Here is a 16,479-nt window from a genome sequence, read left to right on the forward strand (position 1 = left end):
ACCGGAGATCACGCCGCATGAACTGGGTTCCCTGGCAACCGCCCGCCTCCCCGCTCGAGCAGAGACTGGATTCGCTCCGCAACGAGATGGTGCGCCTCGCGCGGGCCGTGGGAGAGCTTCCTTCCGGCCGCGCGCAGGCCTCCGCCGTGGCGGCGCGGCGTTTTGCCCATGACGTGTCGCACAAGGTGTCCGATGGTGGCCGCGCGGCCGGCACGGCCCTGACGGACGGCGCCGCGGCAGCCTGGAGCGGCGGGCGCACGGCCGCCGGCCGGCTTGACGCCGCCGCGCGCCACACACAGGAACAGATCGCACGCTACCCTGCCGCCACGGCAATCGCCGTGGTGGGGGTAGGCTTGACCCTGGCTTTTGTGCTTAGCTTGGCGGTGCGAAAACCCCGCCAGCGAACGTTTGCTTCGCCTGGTGGAAATGTCCGCCGACCGCCGGCGAAAGCGTCACGCGCGTTCGGACGGACGGCCCGGCCTAGCCGGCAAGATGTATGATGGAGAGCAAAATGAGGGCGGCAATCATCGTTGTGGCAGCGGCGCTGGCTCTGGGCGGGTGCAGCCAGTATTCCGAATCTGACCGTGCGGTCGGCGGCGGCCTGATGGGTGCCGGTGCCGGCGCCCTGGTCGGCGGCCTGGCCACCGGCACGGCGGGCGGCGCCGTGGTTGGCGGCGTGCTCGGCGGCGCCACCGGCGCCATCGTCGGCGCGGCCACCACCCCGAAGAATTGCTGGGCGCGCGACGCCTACGGCAATTCCTTCCGCGTGGCCTGTCCCTGAGCAGTTACCCCGACCGGATCGATCGCGGGGCGCCTTCGGGCGCCCCGTTTTCGTTTCGGGCGCCGCACGGAACCAGTGCTGTCCTGGGGCGTTGATACGGCGTCGCTTATCATCGACACCTCCAAAACTGAAACGGGCGGGCGCCTCTCGGCAGCCCGCCCAATTTTTATGGCGCCGTCCGCCACCCCTCAGGCGCTGAGCGCGGCCTGCTGCTGGACCTGCTCGGATTCGATCCGCACGGCTTCGAGCTGACCGGATTCGACCTCAGCCGCCGGAGCCTCCTCGAAGGACAAGATGTCGGCGGGGGTGCAATCGGCGAACGAGCCGCGCAGGCTGGATACCACGGCCGGGGATAGCTGGACCGCCTCTCCCTCCACGCCGGAGAGCCGGGTGGAGACGAACACTTCCACATCCATCCCCAGGAACGCCTGCGGCGTGTCGGAGATGAAGCTGCCGACGATGGGGGATGCCTGGCGCGGATCACGCACCACCGCCACCCGCACCAGATGGTCCGTGCCGATGAGCGCGTTGGTGGGATCGAAATCCACCCAGCCCGCGCCCGGCAGATAGACTTCCGCCCAGGCATGGGTGGCGCCGGCGCCCCGGATCTCTTCCGAATGGTCGATATTGAGATCGAGATGGGGGGTGTAGAGATAGCCCGTCACGAAGCGCGCGGCGAAGCCCAGCTCGCGCACGGTCTCGATGAACAGGAGCGCGAAGTCGCGGCAGGTGCCGGAGCGATGCGCCAGCGTCTGCGCGGGGGTCTGGGTGCCCTCCTCGATGCGCGCCTGATAGACGAAGTCGGATTTGACGGCGGCATTGATGGCGTGGAGCAGGTCCAGCGTGCCGATGGTCTCGCCGGGCTTCACGAAGGTGGCAAGCCACTCCTTCACCTCGCCCGAATCCTCGTACTGCGTGGTCAGCATCTGCGAGGCGTCGAACCGGTCGTCGCTGGAATAGACGAAGGGATAATTGGAGGCGACGGGATCGAGCAGGCCCTGGAGATCGGGCGTGGCATAGCTGTCCAATTCCAGCACGCTCTCGATCACCAATTCGCTCGCCGGGCCGTGGAAATCCACCAGCGCGATGGAATTGCCGAACACGTCGTAGATATATTTCACATCCCCGGTGGGCGAGAGCGTGAGGCGCGCCTCATGCAGCCGCAGGCCGTGGCTGTCCCGCGGGCGGAGCATCAGGCGATGCTGGCCGAACTGGACCGGCTCGGAATAGCGGTAGCGCGTCTTATGCTCGACGATAAGCCGGCGCATGGCGACCCTCCTGAGGGAAATGGCGTTCACGCAGGGGCGCGAGCGGAAGGTCCACATTAGCATGCGGCGCACGCCCCCGGTGAAGGCATGCGCCGCGAAAGTCCTTTTCCTGTGGGCGGACCTCGCGGCCCGCCCGAAACCTGCGTGCGAACCGCAGGCCCTAGCCCATCCGACGGCCCCTCATCAGGCCCACAACGGCCGAGATGAGGAACAGGACGATGGCGACAAAGAAGATGATCTTCGCGATCTCGATGGCCGTGCCGGCGATGCCGCCGAAGCCGAGAACAGCCGCGACCAGCGCGACGATGAGGAAAGTAACCGCCCAACCCAGCATGGTGATCTCCTGTGTCAGTGACGGCGCGCGATGCGCGCCCGGATCGGTGATTTCTCCGCGCCTGTCGCCCGTAGCGCCCGTCGGGGGAGGAATGAGCCTGGAACTTGGCGGACGGGGCTCCGGTTCCACGCTGCGGCTCCGTTTTCGCCGCCCGTTAAAAAAAGTCATCGCCGCCCGCCCGGAGACGGAACCAAACCGGCGGGCCGGAGGTTGTTTGCGAATTCAACGAGGCAGGGAGATCAACATGCCCGCGCCCACCAATGCCCGCGGCGGCACCCAGGACTGGAAGACTCCGTCCTCGCCCCACGGCTATGATCTGTGCGAATTCGACCCGCGCCAGAGCGCGCGTGACGAGCGCAGGATGCGCACTCACGAACCGGACGAGGAGCGGCTGCGCCTCCGGCGCGCCCAGGCGGCGCTGGATACCAAGCTCCCCGGCCCCGCGCAGGATGTCCCGCCCGGGGCGGACGACGAGGAGAACGACGAGGTTTCCGGCACGTCGCGACTTTATCGCGACTGATGCCGGGTCTTGTTGGAACTTCTTTGCACCTGTACCGTTTCACCACGGAACCGGGGTCGTGAGAGGCTAGCCTCCTGCGGCGCTCTTCATCCGGCCCCATCCGACAGACGACGATGCTCCATGCGACAGACGCGCCCCGATAGCTCCGAGACGCAAGTGCAGAAAGAGAGAGGCGCAATGCGGGCCCCTCATCGGCGCGATATTTCGGCGCGCCAGGATCTCCTCGGCAAGGAACTCCGCCAACTCTTCGATGGCTATACCAGCGAAGAGATGCCGGACGAATTGCTGAAGCTCGCCGAACAGCTGCAAGGGGCGTTCGAAAGCGGGAAGATCGCGAAGCCCGCCGCCGCCACGTCGGAGGATCCACCTCCGGCAGCGCCCCTGGATTCCAAATAGAAGCTGCGCCATCCGCGCAGCCCTGCATGCCCGTTCGGGCTCGTCTCTGTGGAGGCGGGCCCGAACGGCGTTTGGGCGGAAGACCGAGCGGGTCTCCTGAGAAGAAGCTCTCGCGGATGAGGCGCAGGCGCCGAACACCGGCCTCAAAGGCCCGTGGATCCATGCGATAGGGAGGCGACCTTGCAAGGCGCCTCCTGCTATGGCAGGTTGCCCCTAGGACATTCAACTTACGTGAAAGCTAAAGCGCCCTAATGCCGGACGAAGGCGACAGTACAGGCGATAGTCGACACCGAATGAGGCTGATCTCCCGAAGTGGATGTCAGCCTCACATGTCCGAATTATCACATATGACGAACGACCGCCTCGGATGTTTCATCCGGGGCTTTTTGCGTTCGCACCACACCGCTCATAAGGTCTAGTCATGGAGCTTCTTGCAGATCCGAACATCTGGATCGGCCTCGTTACCCTCATCGTTCTCGAAGTCGTTCTCGGCATCGATAACCTGGTCTTCATTGCCATCCTGGCGGACAAGCTCCCTCCACATCAGCGCAACAAGGCGCGCCTGATCGGCCTCTCCCTCGCGCTTGGCATGCGCGTGGTTCTGCTCTTCTCCATCTCCTGGATCGTGCGGCTGACGCAGCCGCTCTTCTCCGTGGCCGAGTTCGACTTCTCGGGACGGGATATCATCCTGATCCTGGGCGGCGTTTTCCTCCTGGCCAAGGGCACGATGGAATTGCACGAGCGGCTGGAAGGCGCCCACAAGCCCAAGGAAGGCAAGGTGGTTCACGCCGTCTTCTGGCAGGTGATCGTCCAGATCGTGGTTCTCGATGCGGTCTTCTCGCTCGACAGCGTGATCACCGCCATCGGCATGGTGAACAACCTCTGGGTGATGATCACCGCCGTCTGCGTGGCCATGGCCGTCATGATGGCCGCCTCGAAGCCGCTCATGGCCTTCGTCTCCAAGCATCCGACCGTGGTGATCCTCTGCCTCGGCTTCCTGCTGATGATCGGCTTCAGCCTGGTGGTGGAAGGCTTCGGCTTCCACATTCCCAAGGGCTACCTCTATGCCGCCATCGGCTTCTCGGTGCTGATCGAGGCCGCCAACCAACTCGGCCGGCACAATCGCGAGAAGCGCATCACCACGGGCGACCTCAGGGAGCGCACCTCGGAAGCGGTCCTGCGGCTGCTGGGTGGGCGCGTGGGCGAACAGCCGCTCGGTGAAACAGTGGATGCGATAGCCGAGCAAGCCTCCCAGGGCGATCTCTTCAAGCCTCAGGAAAAGGAGATGATCCGCGGCGTGCTCGATCTCGGCGAGCGCCCGGTCAGTTCCATCATGACTCCGGGCAACGAACTGGAATGGCTCGACCTCGACGAAAGCCCCGAGGAGCTGCGCGAGGCGATCCGCACGCTCACCCATAGCCGGGTCATTCTGGCCCGCGACAGCGTGGATGATTTCGTAGGCGTCGCCTTAACCAAGGAATTGCTGAACGCGGTCATCGACGGCAAGGCGATCGACTGGACACGCATGACGCGGCAGCCGGCCATCGTCCATGAAACCACCGACGTTCTGAAAGTGATGGAGCAGTTGCGCCGCTCGCCCGTGCAGATGGCCATGGTCGTGGATGAGCATGGCGCGCTCGAAGGCATCGCAACCCCCACCGACATCCTGGAGGCCATTGCCGGCGAATTCCCGGACATCGGCGAGGAGGCGGCGGCGCTGGAGCCCCAGGGCGAGGGCAGTTGGATCGCAGACGGCTTCATCGACATCCGCCAGCTCAGCAGCACGATCCAACACGATCTGGTTGATGATGCGAACCGATACGCGACGCTCGCCGGCTATATCCTGACGCAGATCGGGCATCTGCCGCGGGAAGGGGAGAGCGTGGACGCCGACGGCCTGCGGTTCGAGGTGCTGTCCCTCGACAAGCGGAGCATCGGAAAGGTGCGGATCTCCGAAGCCGTGAGCGTGCCGTAGCGGCCCTCACGCTGCCGGCCCTCACCCCGGTGTGAGGGAACGCGCGGCCGTCAGGTTGGAAAGGGTACGGCGCGCCTTCACGCGCGCCGTGCAGTCCGTTTGGAAGAGCCTAGCTGCGGGCGGCCGAAAGGGCGACGGAATCGCCCTCCACCACATCGGCGGTGTCTTCCGCGCCCATGAGCGTCAACAGCTTGGCGCGGGCGCGGTTTACGCGGCTCTTGATGGTGCCCAGCGCACAGCCGCACACATCCGCCGCCTCCTCATAGGAGAGGCCGGCCGCGCCCACCAGAACCAGCGCCTCGCGCTGGTCGGAGGGAAGCAATTCCAGCGCCTCCTTCAGGGAGCGCAACGTCATGGACCATTCCTGGCCGGGTCCCATATTGGAATCCTGCTGGGCCAGCGTGGCCATGCCGTCATTCTCGCGGCGGCGCTTGCGGATCTCGGTGTAGTAGGTATTGCGCAGGATGGTGAACATCCAGGCCCGCAGATTGGTGCCCGGATCGAACTTATCGATGTTCGACAGCGCCTTGAGCAAGGTCTCCTGCACCAGGTCGTCCGCCTGGGTGCGGTTGCGCGTCAGCGAGCGCGCAAAGGCGCGCAACGCCGGAAGCAATTCGAGCACCTGGTCGCGCAGCGCTTTCATCTCAGAGGAGGCCGCAGCCGCAGAGGTCACCGCCGTCGAGGTCTCGGCCGTCGAGGTCTTGTTGGCAACTTCCATAGGACGTCTGCTATCCGTTTCGTGAGATTGAAACACGCCAGCCACCCCTCACAAAATCTCCTGCCGCGTGCGTTCCGGCCCCTCTCTGGGCTGCTGCGACGGCGTAGGCCGCACGGGACGCACCGGCTGTGTTACGGAAGAAACGTAGGGCCGGACCACAGGTTCCCTCCGCACACGAAAAAATCACCCCCCGCCCTCTTCATGACCGTGGGCTATGGGACGCCTGACCGCCTTTCTGGCCGGCGCGGGAGGCCAGCCCCCGATTGCGCGAGAAGCTGCGATCCTCGTCCGCGACGCTGCGACCGCCCTTTCGGCCGGCGGCGGAGGCCAGCGCACGGTCCTGGGAGAAGCTGCGCTTTTCGGCCGGGACGCTCTCCCCGCCCTTGCGCGCAATGGCCCGCTGCTTCTCCGCATCCATGGCGGCGAAACCGCGATTGGACGTTCCTTTGGTCTTCGAGGCCATGGGACACTCCCTGTCTGGCCCAGGGCTTGGGTGGCCCGTGGGCGTCGCGGACCTTGTCCGGTGGACGTTCTCCAAGACCAACGGCGTCGGGGGCCCGCCGGTTCCACCACGGACGGCCCGGAGTGATCCGCGCGGGGTCAGCGGGTCTTGAAGCGGGGGGAGAAGCGCACCTGCGCGCGGCAGCCGGTGCCGGCGGGGACGACCTCAAGGGAACCGCCGATCTGGCGGGTGAAGCCGTAGGCGAGCGGGATCTTGGCCTCACTGAGACTGTCCCGCAGATCCTCGGAGGCGATCAGGCTGAGGACCACGAGCCCGCCCTCCTCCACGCCCTTGAGCGCCAGCCGCAAGGGCGGGCGGGCGCTGGCCCGGCCCATGGCCATGATGATCTCGGTGAGCAGCAAGGCGAGCGGGCCCGCAAGGTCGGTGGGCAGCACCACCTCGTCCGCCTCCACGGTGACCAGCACCGTGCGGTCGAGGGAGGCTTCCAGCAGGGCGCTCAATTCGCGCAGCAGTTCCAAAATCTGCACCTGCGACCCCTCGCTCGCCTCGAAAAGAATGCGATGGACCACGGCGAGGGTATTGATGCGGATGCGCAACTGGTCGAACCGGGAGCGGTCCGCCTCGTCGCGCACGCCGGAGCCGTAGAGGCTGAGCAGGCTCACCACCACCTGGAGGCTGTTCTTCACCCGGTGGTGGATCTCGCGCACCAGCGCGGTCTTCTCCGCCAGCCCCTCGCGCAGCTTCGCGTCCCGCTCGCGGATCGCCAGCGCCATGTCCTCGATGGCATGGCCGAGCACGCGGAACTCGCTCGGCGCCTGGTCCATGCGCGACGGGCGGAAGCCGTAATGGCCCTGCCCGTAGACCGCCGTCACGCGCCGCAGATAGAGCAGCCATTGCAGGACCATGCGGTCCGTGGCGAGCCAGATGGCGACGATGGTGAAGATCACCATGAAGATGGGCAGGATGAAGCTGACCGCCACATGAAAGGTGGTCCACTGGAACAGTTCGTCGGAGGGCTGGGCGTAGGCGAGCAGCAGGTTGTGCCGCTCCAGCGTGGCCACCGCGAAGCTCCAGGAGCGACCGGAAATGTCCCGCGTCTCGCCCAGCTTGCCCACATAATCCGACAGGTCCTTGCCGTCGAACAGGCGGCGGCTGATGGCCGGCGCGTTGGAGACCAGTTGCTGCCCCTCGGCGTCGAACAAGGCCGCGACCCCCTCGCTGGACGGGGTCTCGCGCTTCAGCAGATTGTCCAGCCAGCCCGCATCGATGGCCACGGAGAGTGCACCGACGAAGTCCGACTGGGCATTATAGAGCGGCAGCGTGCCGATCATGATTTCCGAGCGCGTGACCGGGCTGATCTGGCGCTCGCCCAGGGTGAAGGCCTTGGACGCCTTCGCCCTCTGCCACCAGCCGCGCTGCGACATGTCGGTGCCGGCCTGGGTGAGGGCGGAACAGGTCACACGCCCCTCCGCATCGATGAAGGCGATGTTGGAGGCGAATGGCAGGCTGAGGGTGGCGCCATAGAGTGTCGCCGCGCAATCCTGGCCGTCGCTGTGCACGCCCGGCACGTTCTTCAGCGCCTGGAGCACGTTTTCGGCGGAGGCGAAGACGTTCTGCTGGCTGCCGGCGCCGGTGATGGCGCCCTGGAGCAGGCGATGCTGGGCCTCTTCGGTGGCGCGCCGCAATTGCAGCACGCCCTGCACCATGCTGGCAGAGGCAATGGGGGTGATGGCGATGAGGATCACCAGGATCAGACCCCGGCGGACACTGTCCAGCAGATGGCGCGGATGGCCGGCGGCCGAGGCGAAGATCGCAGCCCGTTCACGATCGCGAAGACGGGTCGCCGCGCCTTTCACCCACCGCATGAAAAAATCCACCTGTCCACGCGCACGCCCCTCACAGGTGTCCGAAAGCCCGGCAACCGGAAGCGTGACCGCTTCCCTCCATTAGATCCCCATTCCAGAACAGGCGATAAGGAAATCCTGAATGTCCGCACACGCAGCCGGGTTTCTCGCACCCGGCCTGCAATCCCCGGCATGCGAGGCTATAATGCGAAATTCGCGCTCGGGTTCCTGCCACAGGGAACTTTTCGCGCGCGGCTGAGTTGAAGCCGACTTTCTGAGAGGCGAGAGGCGCATGCCACACCAACAGCTCATCAAGCAGCTTCCCCTTTTGCGGCGCTTCGCGCGCGCCCTGCTCGGCAGCCAAAAGGCCGGTGATGGGCTGGTCCAGGACACGCTGAAGGCCATCCTGGACGGAACCGCCGCGATTCGCCCGGAGCTGTCGCCGCGCGTCGCGCTCTACCGGGCCTTCTACGAGGTCTGGTCCCGCAGGCCCGCATCCGCCGGGGGCGCGGCGATCCGCGCCGACCTGCGCCTCCAGCAGCTCGGCTCCACCTCCCGCGTGGCCCTCCTGCTCACCGCCATGGAAGGCTTCTCCTTCGCGGAGGCCGCCTCCATCCTCTCCACCACCCTCGACCAGGTGGAGGCCATGGTGGTGGCCGCCCAGGCGGAGATCGATGCGCAGCTCGCCACCCGCGTCCTCATCATCGAGGATGAATGGGTGATCGCACTCGACCTGAAGACCCTGGTGACCGAGCTGGGGCACGAGGTGGTGGGCGTCGCCCCCACCCATACAGCCGCGCTGGAGCTGGCCAGGAGCGGCGATTTCGGGCTGGTGCTGGCGGACATCCAGCTGGCGGACGGCTCCTCTGGAATCGATGCGGTGAGCGACATCCTGGAGAGCTTCAACGTGCCGGTGATCTTCATCACCGCCTTCCCGGATCGCCTGCTGACCGGCGAGCGGCCGGAGCCGACCTATCTCATCACCAAGCCGTTCCTCAGCGAAAACGTAAAGGCCACCATCGCCCAGGCGCTGTTCTTCCACGAGGCCCGCACGGGCGCCGAGCCCACCGCCCGCATCGCCTGATGCATGCCGGCGGCGCGGCCGGAACCCGGCCCGCCGCTTGGCGTTTTCGCACTTGCGTGACCTTTGCGTTCACGCGATTGTGCCCTCAATCGGAGACTTGACCATGGCGGACATGCCGAAGACCGGACCCGCGGCGGCCGATGCCCATCTCGACGAGCTCAAGGCCGACCTCGCCGCCGTGAAGGCGGACCTCGCGCAACTCATGCAGACGCTGAGCCGCACCGCGCGCCACGGCGTGGACGGCGCGGGCGAGGAAGCCGAGGCGGCCATGGGCGAAGTGTCGGAATGGGCCGAAGGGCAATATGCGACGCTGCGGGATTATATCCAGGAGAAGCCGATCACGGCCTGCGCCATCTCGGCCGGCGTCGGGGCAGTTCTCGGCCTGATCCTGCTGCGCCGATAGGAGGGTTAGGCCGTGGTGGCTCGCGTCGCTCTGTTTTCCGTCGCCGGCATCTTTTTCTGCCTCGGAACGGCGTTTCTGGGCGTGGGCCTCTACTCCGCGCTGCTCCTTGCCATGGCGCCCTGGGCGGCGGGCCTGCTGACGGGGTTCATCGCCCTGGTCATTTCGGGCCTGTTCGCCATCGTCGGCGCGCATTGGAAAAGCAGCTCCAACTCGGCGCTGGGCAGCGCCGGCCTGGGGGCGGCGGCGGCCTCCCTCTCCCGCGTGGTGGAGACCAATCCCATGGTGGCCATCGGCGCCGCGGCGCTGGTCGGCATCGTCCAGGCCGTAATGTTCGGAAAACGCCGCTAAAAGTTTTCCGGCCGCGGAACTGCGCCTCGGGGAAGGCGTTTCATCAGGGAGCGGCGGGCGCGGCGGGAGTGCCCACCCCCCTTCCCCCTCCCCGGCTTTCGACGCGACCGCCGCTCACATCTCCCAAACGGTCACTTTTCCGGACGCGCACGCGCACCGCGTGGCATCTCAGTCCTGAACGGCCATGATCCCGAGATCCGCGAGGCCATCCTTCAGGCAAGCGCCGTCATAGGGCTTGCTGACGAAGCAGATGGATCGCCCCTCCCCGAACACCGATTGAAGCTCCGTGAGGCCGTAGCCCGACGCCACCAGCACGGGCAGCGCCGGATGCAGGTGCCGCAGGGCCCGCACCACTTCGTCTCCGTTCATGTCGGGCAGTCCGAAATCCACGATGGCGGCACGGATGGTCACGCCGGGGTCGCGCGCAACGGAAATCGCGTCGGCACCATTGGCGGCGTGCCGAACCCGGAAGCCGTCCTCCTCCAGGATCTGCTGCGCCATGATGGCGACGAACGGCTCATCCTCCACAAGGAGGATGGCCCCGCAGGCTTGCGGCCTATCGCTCACGTCCTCCGCCCCTTCCCGCTTCCGCCCGCTCCTTCGCGCCGCCACCAGAAGGCGGCGTGCCACTCCCGGGCGCGAACGCCCCGCCGCGCAACACGCCGGAGCTTCAGCCTGGATCTTTCACCGCCCTCTCATACCCCGGAGAGGGGGGTCAGATCACGTCGCGTCGATCTCATCGGAACAGGTTCCGGTCCGGCGCATGGCGCCACCGGCAGGGCACCCCCTAAATGCGTCACGAGCGTGACCGCCCAAAAGGAAAGGGCGGCGGTCCCGGAGGACCACCGCCCGATCATCAGCTCCCGGTCAGGCCGGGAGACGGTCAGCGCGCCGTGGCGGGGGGCGTCATGGGCGCGCTGGTGGAGCCGGGGGCCGCGGTGCCAGAGGCGGCGGGCGGGTTCGGGGTGAATTCCTTGAACTCGGGCGCCGCCTTCAGCTCATCCTTGCTCTTGCGCAGGACCAGCTTGTCGCCGTCCGAATTGCGCACCAGTTCCAGCGAGTTGAAGGGCACGGCGACATCCTTCTCGCCCACGCCCAGGAAGCCGCCGACACCGATCACGGCGCCGACCACGTTGCCGTTGCGATCCATCAGCACGTCGTTCACCTCGCCGAGATTCTCGTCGGAGGAGCCGCGCACGGCGGTGCCGATCAGGTTGGTGGCGAGCCACTGCTCGCGATCCTGGGCATCGATGAAGGTGCCCGTGGCAGCCGCACTGGTATTGTGCGGCATCTTGATGGCACCGTCAGCGGCACCGGCGGCAGGCGCGGTGGTGGCACCGCTGGAGGGGGTGGGCGCGGTGGACTGGGCCAGAGCCGGCCCGGCGATCAGCGCGGAAAGAGCGACAGCGGTCAGCAGGTGCGTGCGCATAGGGATCTCCCTGTTCTTCCGGCACACCCTCGCGGCGCGCCAGTTGCATTGGATTACGTTGAGGAAAACGCTCAATGCTCAGGTTCGTTCCGAGAAACTATGAATAACAACGAAAACAGAACCTTGGCCTTAAGGGAAAAACGCTCTTTTTACATGGAACAACCGTCTTTTATCGCCCACACTGCCCAACACCCCCTGGCGAGGGACGGCAGCGCGCCTATGTGATAGGGGCAGGCACGGGCCTGCGACGCCATTGAAGGACCCTCGGAGGACGCACATGACGCCCCTGTTCAAGATCGCCGCGCTGAGCGTGGTTCTGGCCGTTTCGGGTGTCGGCGTCGCCGCGGCGCAGACCCGCCCCATTGTCGTGCCCCAGATGGGGCCTTCCCCCGGCGTCCCCGGCCAGAACATGGCCCCCCCGGCGCCGCGCCAGAATCTCGCCCCCCCGCCCATGCGCACGCCCCGGCCGGGCGAAGGGGATTCCACCGGCCGGATCCAGAACGACTACCGCTCGCGCATGCCCGCGCCCCAGGCGCCCCAGTAACACGGGCACGCCACGGCCTTCCCCCAGCCGGGGCCACAAGCGCGGCGCAGCATGAAAGTCACACTTCGCCAAGAAGTGCCTGACGCAGCGGAGACGGCCCATGCGCATGCTTGGAGGGCGGGGCCTGTTATGGCACCGTCCCTTAAGGGATCGCCCTGGGGGTTGAATGTTCCGCGTCCTCTCCGATTTCATCGCCGACATCACGGGTGGAAGCCGCGACACGCAGGCGTTCGAGGAGAACGACTATCGCCTCGCCGCCGCCGCGCTCCTCGTCCATGTCATGTCCATCGACGGGTCCGTGACCCAGGTGGAGCGTGAAATCGTCCAGCGCATCTTGTCCGAGCGCTTCCAACTGAGCGCCGCCGACACCGAAAAGCTCGTGGAACTGGCCATCGCCAAGGATGCGGAGGCGGTGGACCTTTATGCCTTCACCAGCGTGTTGAACCGCGCGCTCGACGACGAGGGCCGCAGGCGCGTGGTCGAGATGATGTTCGAGGTGGCCTATGCCGATGGCGGGCTCACCGAATTCGAGGACAATCTGGTTTGGCGCGCGGCGGAGCTTTTGAACGTGGGCTCCCGCGACCGCGTGCGGATCCGTCGGGAAGTGCGAGAGGAGGCAGAAGGGGACATTGGACCGCGAAGCGACTGACGATCTCCCATCGGAACTGGAGCCGTCCTGGGAGGCGGGCGCGCAGCGCCGCATCCTCGTCATTCTTCACCAGGCCCATTCCGTGCCCGGACGCCTGGGCGAGCGTCTCGAACGCCGCGGCTTCACGCTGGAGCCCCGCCGCCCCGCCGTGGGCGATCCGCTTCCCCAGGACCTGTCCGACTACGCTGCCGTAGTTGTGTTCGGCGGCCCGCAGAGCGCCAACGACACGCACGATTATATCCGCGCCGAAATCGACCTTGTGGGCCGCGCCATGGCGCGCGAAGTCCCGCTGCTGGGCATCTGCCTCGGAGCGCAGCTCATGGCGGTGCAATTGGGGGCGCGTGTGGGCCAGCATCGGGAAGGGCTGTGCGAGCGCGGCTATTATCCGCTTCGACCCACGCGGCTCGGCGAGCGTCTCCTGCCCTGGCCGACCCATGTCTATCACTGGCATGCGGAGGGTTTCGACCTGCCCAAGGGCGCGGAGCTGCTGGCGGAAGGGGATGTCTTCCCCAATCAGGCGTTCCGCTATGGCCGCTCAGCCTATGCGCTGCAATTCCACCCGGAAGTGACGCAGGCCATGATGTGCCGCTGGACCACGGTGGGCGCCGCGCGCCTCACCCATCCCGGCGCGCAGCCGGCCGAGGCGCATCATGAAGGATGGTCGCGATATGACCCGGCGGTGTGCCGGTGGCTCGACGGCTTCCTGGACGGATGGATCGGCCTGACGGTGGCGAAGGCTGTCCCCTAGAGCACGTTCCGATCGGATTGCATCGCAATCCGATCGGTAAAACGTTCTCTATCAAGAGAGTAGAGGCTGATTCACCGATCAGGTTGTTTCAACCTGATCGGATCAGGCTCTAGAGTGTTTCCGAGCCAAGCGTGAAGCGGTTCGCGTAAAGGAAACACGTAAAAACAAAAAGAGAGAGCGGAAGCGGGATCAGCGGGACAGCGAGCCGCGCCCGCGGGAAGCGGCATTGGCGGACGACTGCGGCGTCATCGCGGAAATCACCTTGCGCACGGCGATGGCGATCCACGGCTCCGCCTCTTCACCCAGCACGGCGTGCGCAGCGGCGCGGGCATTGAGGCGAGCCGCCTGGGCCTGGGCCTCCCGCATGTCGGCGCACGACCACGCCTCATCGACGAAGAAGGCAACGCCGGGAAGCGGCTCGGCAGCCTTGCCGCGCCCATGGCCGACGGCCTCGGTTCCGTCGAAGAAGACGAAGGCCGACGGCGCCGCGCTTACGGCGCGCGCCACCACGAAGTCGGAGCTGTGGACGCTTGTGCCCCGCATGCGGCCAGCGCGGGTAAACAAAGGCAATTTCAGCATCATTACGCTCACCTGACGCTATCACCCCAGCGTATCGCGACCATAATGATGCAGCGCGAAATTTGTTCCGGATCCAAAGTGTCACAAATTGACCGGATTGATTTCAGTCTCCGCACCGGCCGCATCCTCATAATCCACGTGGGCCAGATAGAGCCCGCAGGCCGGGGCCATGGGGCCGCAGCGGGTGCGATCGGCGGACTTCAGGACCGCGAACAGGTCATCCCCGCTCCAGCGCCCCTCCCCCACCCGCAGAAGGGAACCCACCATGGACCGCACCTGATGGTGCAGGAAGGACCGCGCGCTGGTGACGATGCGGATTTCCGTGCCGTGCCGGGCCACGTCCAGCTGATCCAGCGTCTTCACCGGAGAGGCCGCCTGGCACTCGGCCGCGCGGAAGGCGGAGAAATCGTGCTGGCCCAGGAGACGCTGGGCGGCCGCGTGCATGGCCTGCGCATCCAGCGGCTGGGGCACACGCCACGCCCGGTCCCGCTCCAGTGACAGGTCCGGGCGGCGGTTCACCATGCGATAGAGATAGTGCCGCCGCCGCGCGGAGAAGCGCGCGTCGAAATCATCCGCCACCTTCTCGGCCGCCAGCACTGCCACGGGATGGGGCCGCAAATGGGCTGTCATGGCGTCGCGGACCGTGTCGGGCCGGAAATCGCGTTCGAGGTCGATATGCGCCACTTGGCCCGTGGCATGGACGCCCGCATCGGTGCGCCCGGCACCGGCCACATGCACCCGCGTGCCGCACAGCCGCTCCAGTGCGTCCATCAGCACGCCCTGCACCGTGGGCAGACCCGCCTGGACCTGCCAGCCCGCGAACGGGGTGCCGTCATATTCGATGGTGAGCTTGTAGCGGGGCATGCTCGCCCCTCAGCCCAGGCGACTTCCCGCGGGCAGCGGATTGCCACGCAGGAACATCTCCGCGCCCATGGGCTGCTTGCCCGCCTTCTGCAGGTCAGCCAGCCGTATCGCGCCCTCGCCGCAGGCGATCACGAGGCCATCCCCCACCACCGTGCCCGGCGCACCCGCGCCGTCCGCCAGGGCCGCGCGCAGCACCTTCACCCGCGTGCCGTCCTCCAGGGGGAACCAGGCGCCGGGAAAGGGCGAGAGGCCCCGGATGCGGTTGTGCACCTCGGCGGCGGGAAGCGACCAGTCGATCTTGGCCTCCGCCTTCTCGATCTTGCGGGCGTAGAGGACGCCCTCCTCCGGCTGGGGGGTGAAGTGCAGTCCACCCCGCTCCAGGGCCGCCAGCGCCCGGCCGATAAGGTCCGCGCCCAGCACCATCAGCCGGTCGTGCAGTTCGCCCGATGTCATGTCCGGGCTGATGGAGACCCGCTCCAGAAGGCCCACGGGGCCGGTATCGAGGCCCGCCTCCATGCGCATGACGGCGATGCCGGTCTCCCGGTCGCCCGCCATGACGGCGCGCTGGATGGGCGCCGCCCCGCGCCAGCGCGGCAGCAGGGAGGCGTGCAGGTTCAGGCAGCCCAGCGTCGGGATATCCAGGATGGCCTGGGGCAGGATCATCCCGTAGGCGACCACCACCGCCACCTCCGCCTCCAGGTCGCGCACCTGCCGGGCGGCGTCCTCGGTGCGCAGCGTCGTGGGGGTGAAGACCGGAATGGCGAATTTTTCCGCCACCGCATGGACGGGGGACGGCACCAGTTCCAGCCCGCGCCGCCCGGCGGGCGCGGGCACGCGGGTATAGACCGCCGCGACATCGTGGCCGCGGGCCACCAGCTCGGTGAGGGTCGGCACGGCGAAATCGGGCGTGCCCATGAAGACGATGCGCATGTCGTTTTCCCGGCGGGCTCAGCCCGCCACCTCGCGCCGGGCCGCCTTCGCGAATTTCTTCGTCACGCGGTCGCGCTTCAGCTTCGAGATATGGTCGATGAAGAGCACGCCATTCAGATGGTCGATCTCGTGCTGCACGCAGGTGGCGAGAAGCCCGCTCACGCGCTGCTCCTCCACGCCCCCCTTCAGGGTGCGGTAGCGCACCGTCACCTCGGCCGGGCGCTCCACCTCCTCGTAATATTCGGGAATGGAGAGGCAGCCCTCGCTATAGACCGACATCTCCTCGGAGGCCGCGACGATCTCGGGATTGATGAGGGTCAGCGGCTGGCGGGCATCCTCTTCCCGCGACACGTCGATGGTGACCACGCGGCGCAGCACGCCCACCTGCGGCGCGGCAAGGCCGATGCCCGGCGCGTCGTACATGGTCTCGAACATATCCGCCACGAGCGCCTCGATCTCGCGGTCGATGGTCTCCACCGGCGCGCACATCTGGCGCAGCCTGGGCTCGGGGATGATGAGAATGGGACGTATGGCCATGCTTGGCAGATAGGCGATCCGCCGTGCAGGGTCAACATGTTCGCCCTTTGTTCGAGCGGGGGAAT

The 16,479-nt window shown here is 66.8% G+C and carries 21 protein-coding genes; 10 read left to right on the forward strand and 11 right to left on the reverse strand.

Annotation, left to right across the window (positions count from 1 at the left end; genetic code table 11):
* Positions 1–511: 511 nt before the first annotated feature.
* Positions 512–781, forward strand: a complete 270-nt coding sequence (locus EJJ38_RS14165; RefSeq protein ID WP_127090779.1) for a bacteriocin — start codon at positions 512–514, stop codon at positions 779–781.
* A 188-nt stretch (positions 782–969) separates the two neighbouring features.
* Here EJJ38_RS14165 and EJJ38_RS14170 read toward each other — a convergent pair whose 3' ends face one another.
* A complete protein-coding gene (locus tag EJJ38_RS14170; protein WP_127090780.1) occupies positions 970–2,049 on the reverse strand; it encodes a transglutaminase family protein in 1,080 nt (359 codons plus the stop codon).
* A gap of 160 nt (positions 2,050–2,209) precedes the next feature.
* Positions 2,210–2,383, reverse strand: a complete 174-nt coding sequence (locus tag EJJ38_RS14175; RefSeq protein ID WP_127090781.1) for a DUF1328 domain-containing protein — start codon at positions 2,381–2,383, stop codon at positions 2,210–2,212.
* A gap of 244 nt (positions 2,384–2,627) precedes the next feature.
* Between EJJ38_RS14175 and EJJ38_RS14180 the strand changes: the two genes are divergently transcribed.
* The 3 genes from EJJ38_RS14180 to EJJ38_RS14190 all read left to right on the forward strand — a co-directional run bounded on the left by EJJ38_RS14180 (position 2,628) and on the right by EJJ38_RS14190 (position 5,274).
* A complete protein-coding gene (locus EJJ38_RS14180) occupies positions 2,628–2,903 on the forward strand; it encodes a hypothetical protein (protein ID WP_127090782.1) in 276 nt (91 codons plus the stop codon).
* Positions 2,904–3,023: 120 nt separating this feature from the next.
* Positions 3,024–3,299, forward strand: coding sequence for a hypothetical protein (locus tag EJJ38_RS14185; protein WP_127090783.1), 276 nt, complete (start codon positions 3,024–3,026; stop codon positions 3,297–3,299).
* Between the two features lie 421 nt (positions 3,300–3,720).
* Positions 3,721–5,274 (forward strand): TerC family protein, encoded by a 1,554-nt coding sequence (locus EJJ38_RS14190; RefSeq protein ID WP_127090784.1) that lies wholly within the window; start codon positions 3,721–3,723, stop codon positions 5,272–5,274.
* 109 nt (positions 5,275–5,383) lie between these two features.
* On the opposite strand, the gene EJJ38_RS14195 is transcribed toward EJJ38_RS14190, so the two are convergent.
* From EJJ38_RS14195 to EJJ38_RS14205, 3 genes are all read right to left on the reverse strand, one after another.
* Positions 5,384–5,917: a sigma-70 family RNA polymerase sigma factor gene (locus EJJ38_RS14195; RefSeq protein WP_127091080.1), complete on the reverse strand. Its 534-nt coding sequence runs from the start codon at positions 5,915–5,917 to the stop codon at positions 5,384–5,386.
* A 274-nt stretch (positions 5,918–6,191) separates the two neighbouring features.
* Positions 6,192–6,455, reverse strand: coding sequence for a con-10 family general stress protein (locus tag EJJ38_RS14200; protein WP_127090785.1), 264 nt, complete (start codon positions 6,453–6,455; stop codon positions 6,192–6,194).
* A gap of 137 nt (positions 6,456–6,592) precedes the next feature.
* Positions 6,593–8,320 (reverse strand): sensor histidine kinase, encoded by a 1,728-nt coding sequence (locus EJJ38_RS14205; protein WP_127090786.1) that lies wholly within the window; start codon positions 8,318–8,320, stop codon positions 6,593–6,595.
* 271 nt (positions 8,321–8,591) lie between these two features.
* Between EJJ38_RS14205 and EJJ38_RS14210 the strand changes: the two genes are divergently transcribed.
* The 3 genes from EJJ38_RS14210 (at position 8,592) to EJJ38_RS14220 (ending at position 10,134) form a co-directional block, all read left to right on the forward strand.
* Positions 8,592–9,383, forward strand: a complete 792-nt coding sequence (locus EJJ38_RS14210) for a response regulator (RefSeq protein WP_127090787.1) — start codon at positions 8,592–8,594, stop codon at positions 9,381–9,383.
* 103 nt (positions 9,384–9,486) lie between these two features.
* Positions 9,487–9,786, forward strand: a complete 300-nt coding sequence (locus tag EJJ38_RS14215) for an ElaB/YgaM/YqjD family protein (protein ID WP_127090788.1) — start codon at positions 9,487–9,489, stop codon at positions 9,784–9,786.
* 12 nt (positions 9,787–9,798) lie between these two features.
* The gene (locus EJJ38_RS14220) at positions 9,799–10,134 is read left to right on the forward strand and encodes a hypothetical protein (protein WP_127090789.1); all 336 of its coding nucleotides are present in this window, start codon (positions 9,799–9,801) and stop codon (positions 10,132–10,134) included.
* Between the two features lie 168 nt (positions 10,135–10,302).
* On the opposite strand, the gene EJJ38_RS14225 is transcribed toward EJJ38_RS14220, so the two are convergent.
* The gene (locus EJJ38_RS14225; RefSeq protein ID WP_127090790.1) at positions 10,303–10,701 is read right to left on the reverse strand and encodes a response regulator; all 399 of its coding nucleotides are present in this window, start codon (positions 10,699–10,701) and stop codon (positions 10,303–10,305) included.
* Positions 10,702–11,017: 316 nt separating this feature from the next.
* Positions 11,018–11,563 carry a PRC-barrel domain-containing protein gene (locus EJJ38_RS14230; RefSeq protein ID WP_127090791.1) on the reverse strand — a complete coding sequence of 182 codons (546 nt, stop codon included), beginning with the start codon at positions 11,561–11,563 and terminating at the stop codon, positions 11,018–11,020.
* A 277-nt stretch (positions 11,564–11,840) separates the two neighbouring features.
* Here EJJ38_RS14230 and EJJ38_RS14235 point away from each other — a divergent pair, with 277 nt between their 5' ends.
* The 3 genes from EJJ38_RS14235 (at position 11,841) to EJJ38_RS14245 (ending at position 13,504) form a co-directional block, all read left to right on the forward strand.
* Entirely contained in the window at positions 11,841–12,107 is a 267-nt protein-coding gene (locus EJJ38_RS14235) for a hypothetical protein (protein ID WP_127090792.1), read from the forward strand.
* Positions 12,108–12,273: 166 nt separating this feature from the next.
* Positions 12,274–12,756, forward strand: a complete 483-nt coding sequence (locus tag EJJ38_RS14240) for a tellurite resistance TerB family protein (protein ID WP_127090793.1) — start codon at positions 12,274–12,276, stop codon at positions 12,754–12,756.
* Entirely contained in the window at positions 12,737–13,504 is a 768-nt protein-coding gene (locus tag EJJ38_RS14245) for a glutamine amidotransferase (protein ID WP_338021879.1), read from the forward strand. Before EJJ38_RS14240 ends, EJJ38_RS14245 begins: the two co-directional genes overlap by 20 nt.
* Positions 13,505–13,693: 189 nt before the next feature.
* Here EJJ38_RS14245 and EJJ38_RS14250 read toward each other — a convergent pair whose 3' ends face one another.
* The 4 genes from EJJ38_RS14250 to def form a co-directional block, all read right to left on the reverse strand.
* Positions 13,694–14,047: a hypothetical protein gene (locus tag EJJ38_RS14250; protein ID WP_127090794.1), complete on the reverse strand. Its 354-nt coding sequence runs from the start codon at positions 14,045–14,047 to the stop codon at positions 13,694–13,696.
* 117 nt (positions 14,048–14,164) lie between these two features.
* Complete coding sequence (gene truA / locus EJJ38_RS14255) at positions 14,165–14,947, reverse strand: tRNA pseudouridine(38-40) synthase TruA (protein ID WP_127090795.1); 783 nt, start codon at positions 14,945–14,947, stop codon at positions 14,165–14,167.
* A gap of 9 nt (positions 14,948–14,956) precedes the next feature.
* Positions 14,957–15,877: a methionyl-tRNA formyltransferase gene (fmt, locus tag EJJ38_RS14260; protein ID WP_127090796.1), complete on the reverse strand. Its 921-nt coding sequence runs from the start codon at positions 15,875–15,877 to the stop codon at positions 14,957–14,959.
* A gap of 18 nt (positions 15,878–15,895) precedes the next feature.
* Positions 15,896–16,414 (reverse strand): peptide deformylase, encoded by a 519-nt coding sequence (gene def, locus EJJ38_RS14265; protein WP_127090797.1) that lies wholly within the window; start codon positions 16,412–16,414, stop codon positions 15,896–15,898.
* Positions 16,415–16,479 lie beyond the last annotated feature (65 nt).

Origin of the sequence: Aquabacter cavernae (assembly GCF_003993795.1) — a bacterium.
GTDB lineage: Bacteria > Pseudomonadota > Alphaproteobacteria > Rhizobiales > Xanthobacteraceae > Aquabacter > Aquabacter cavernae.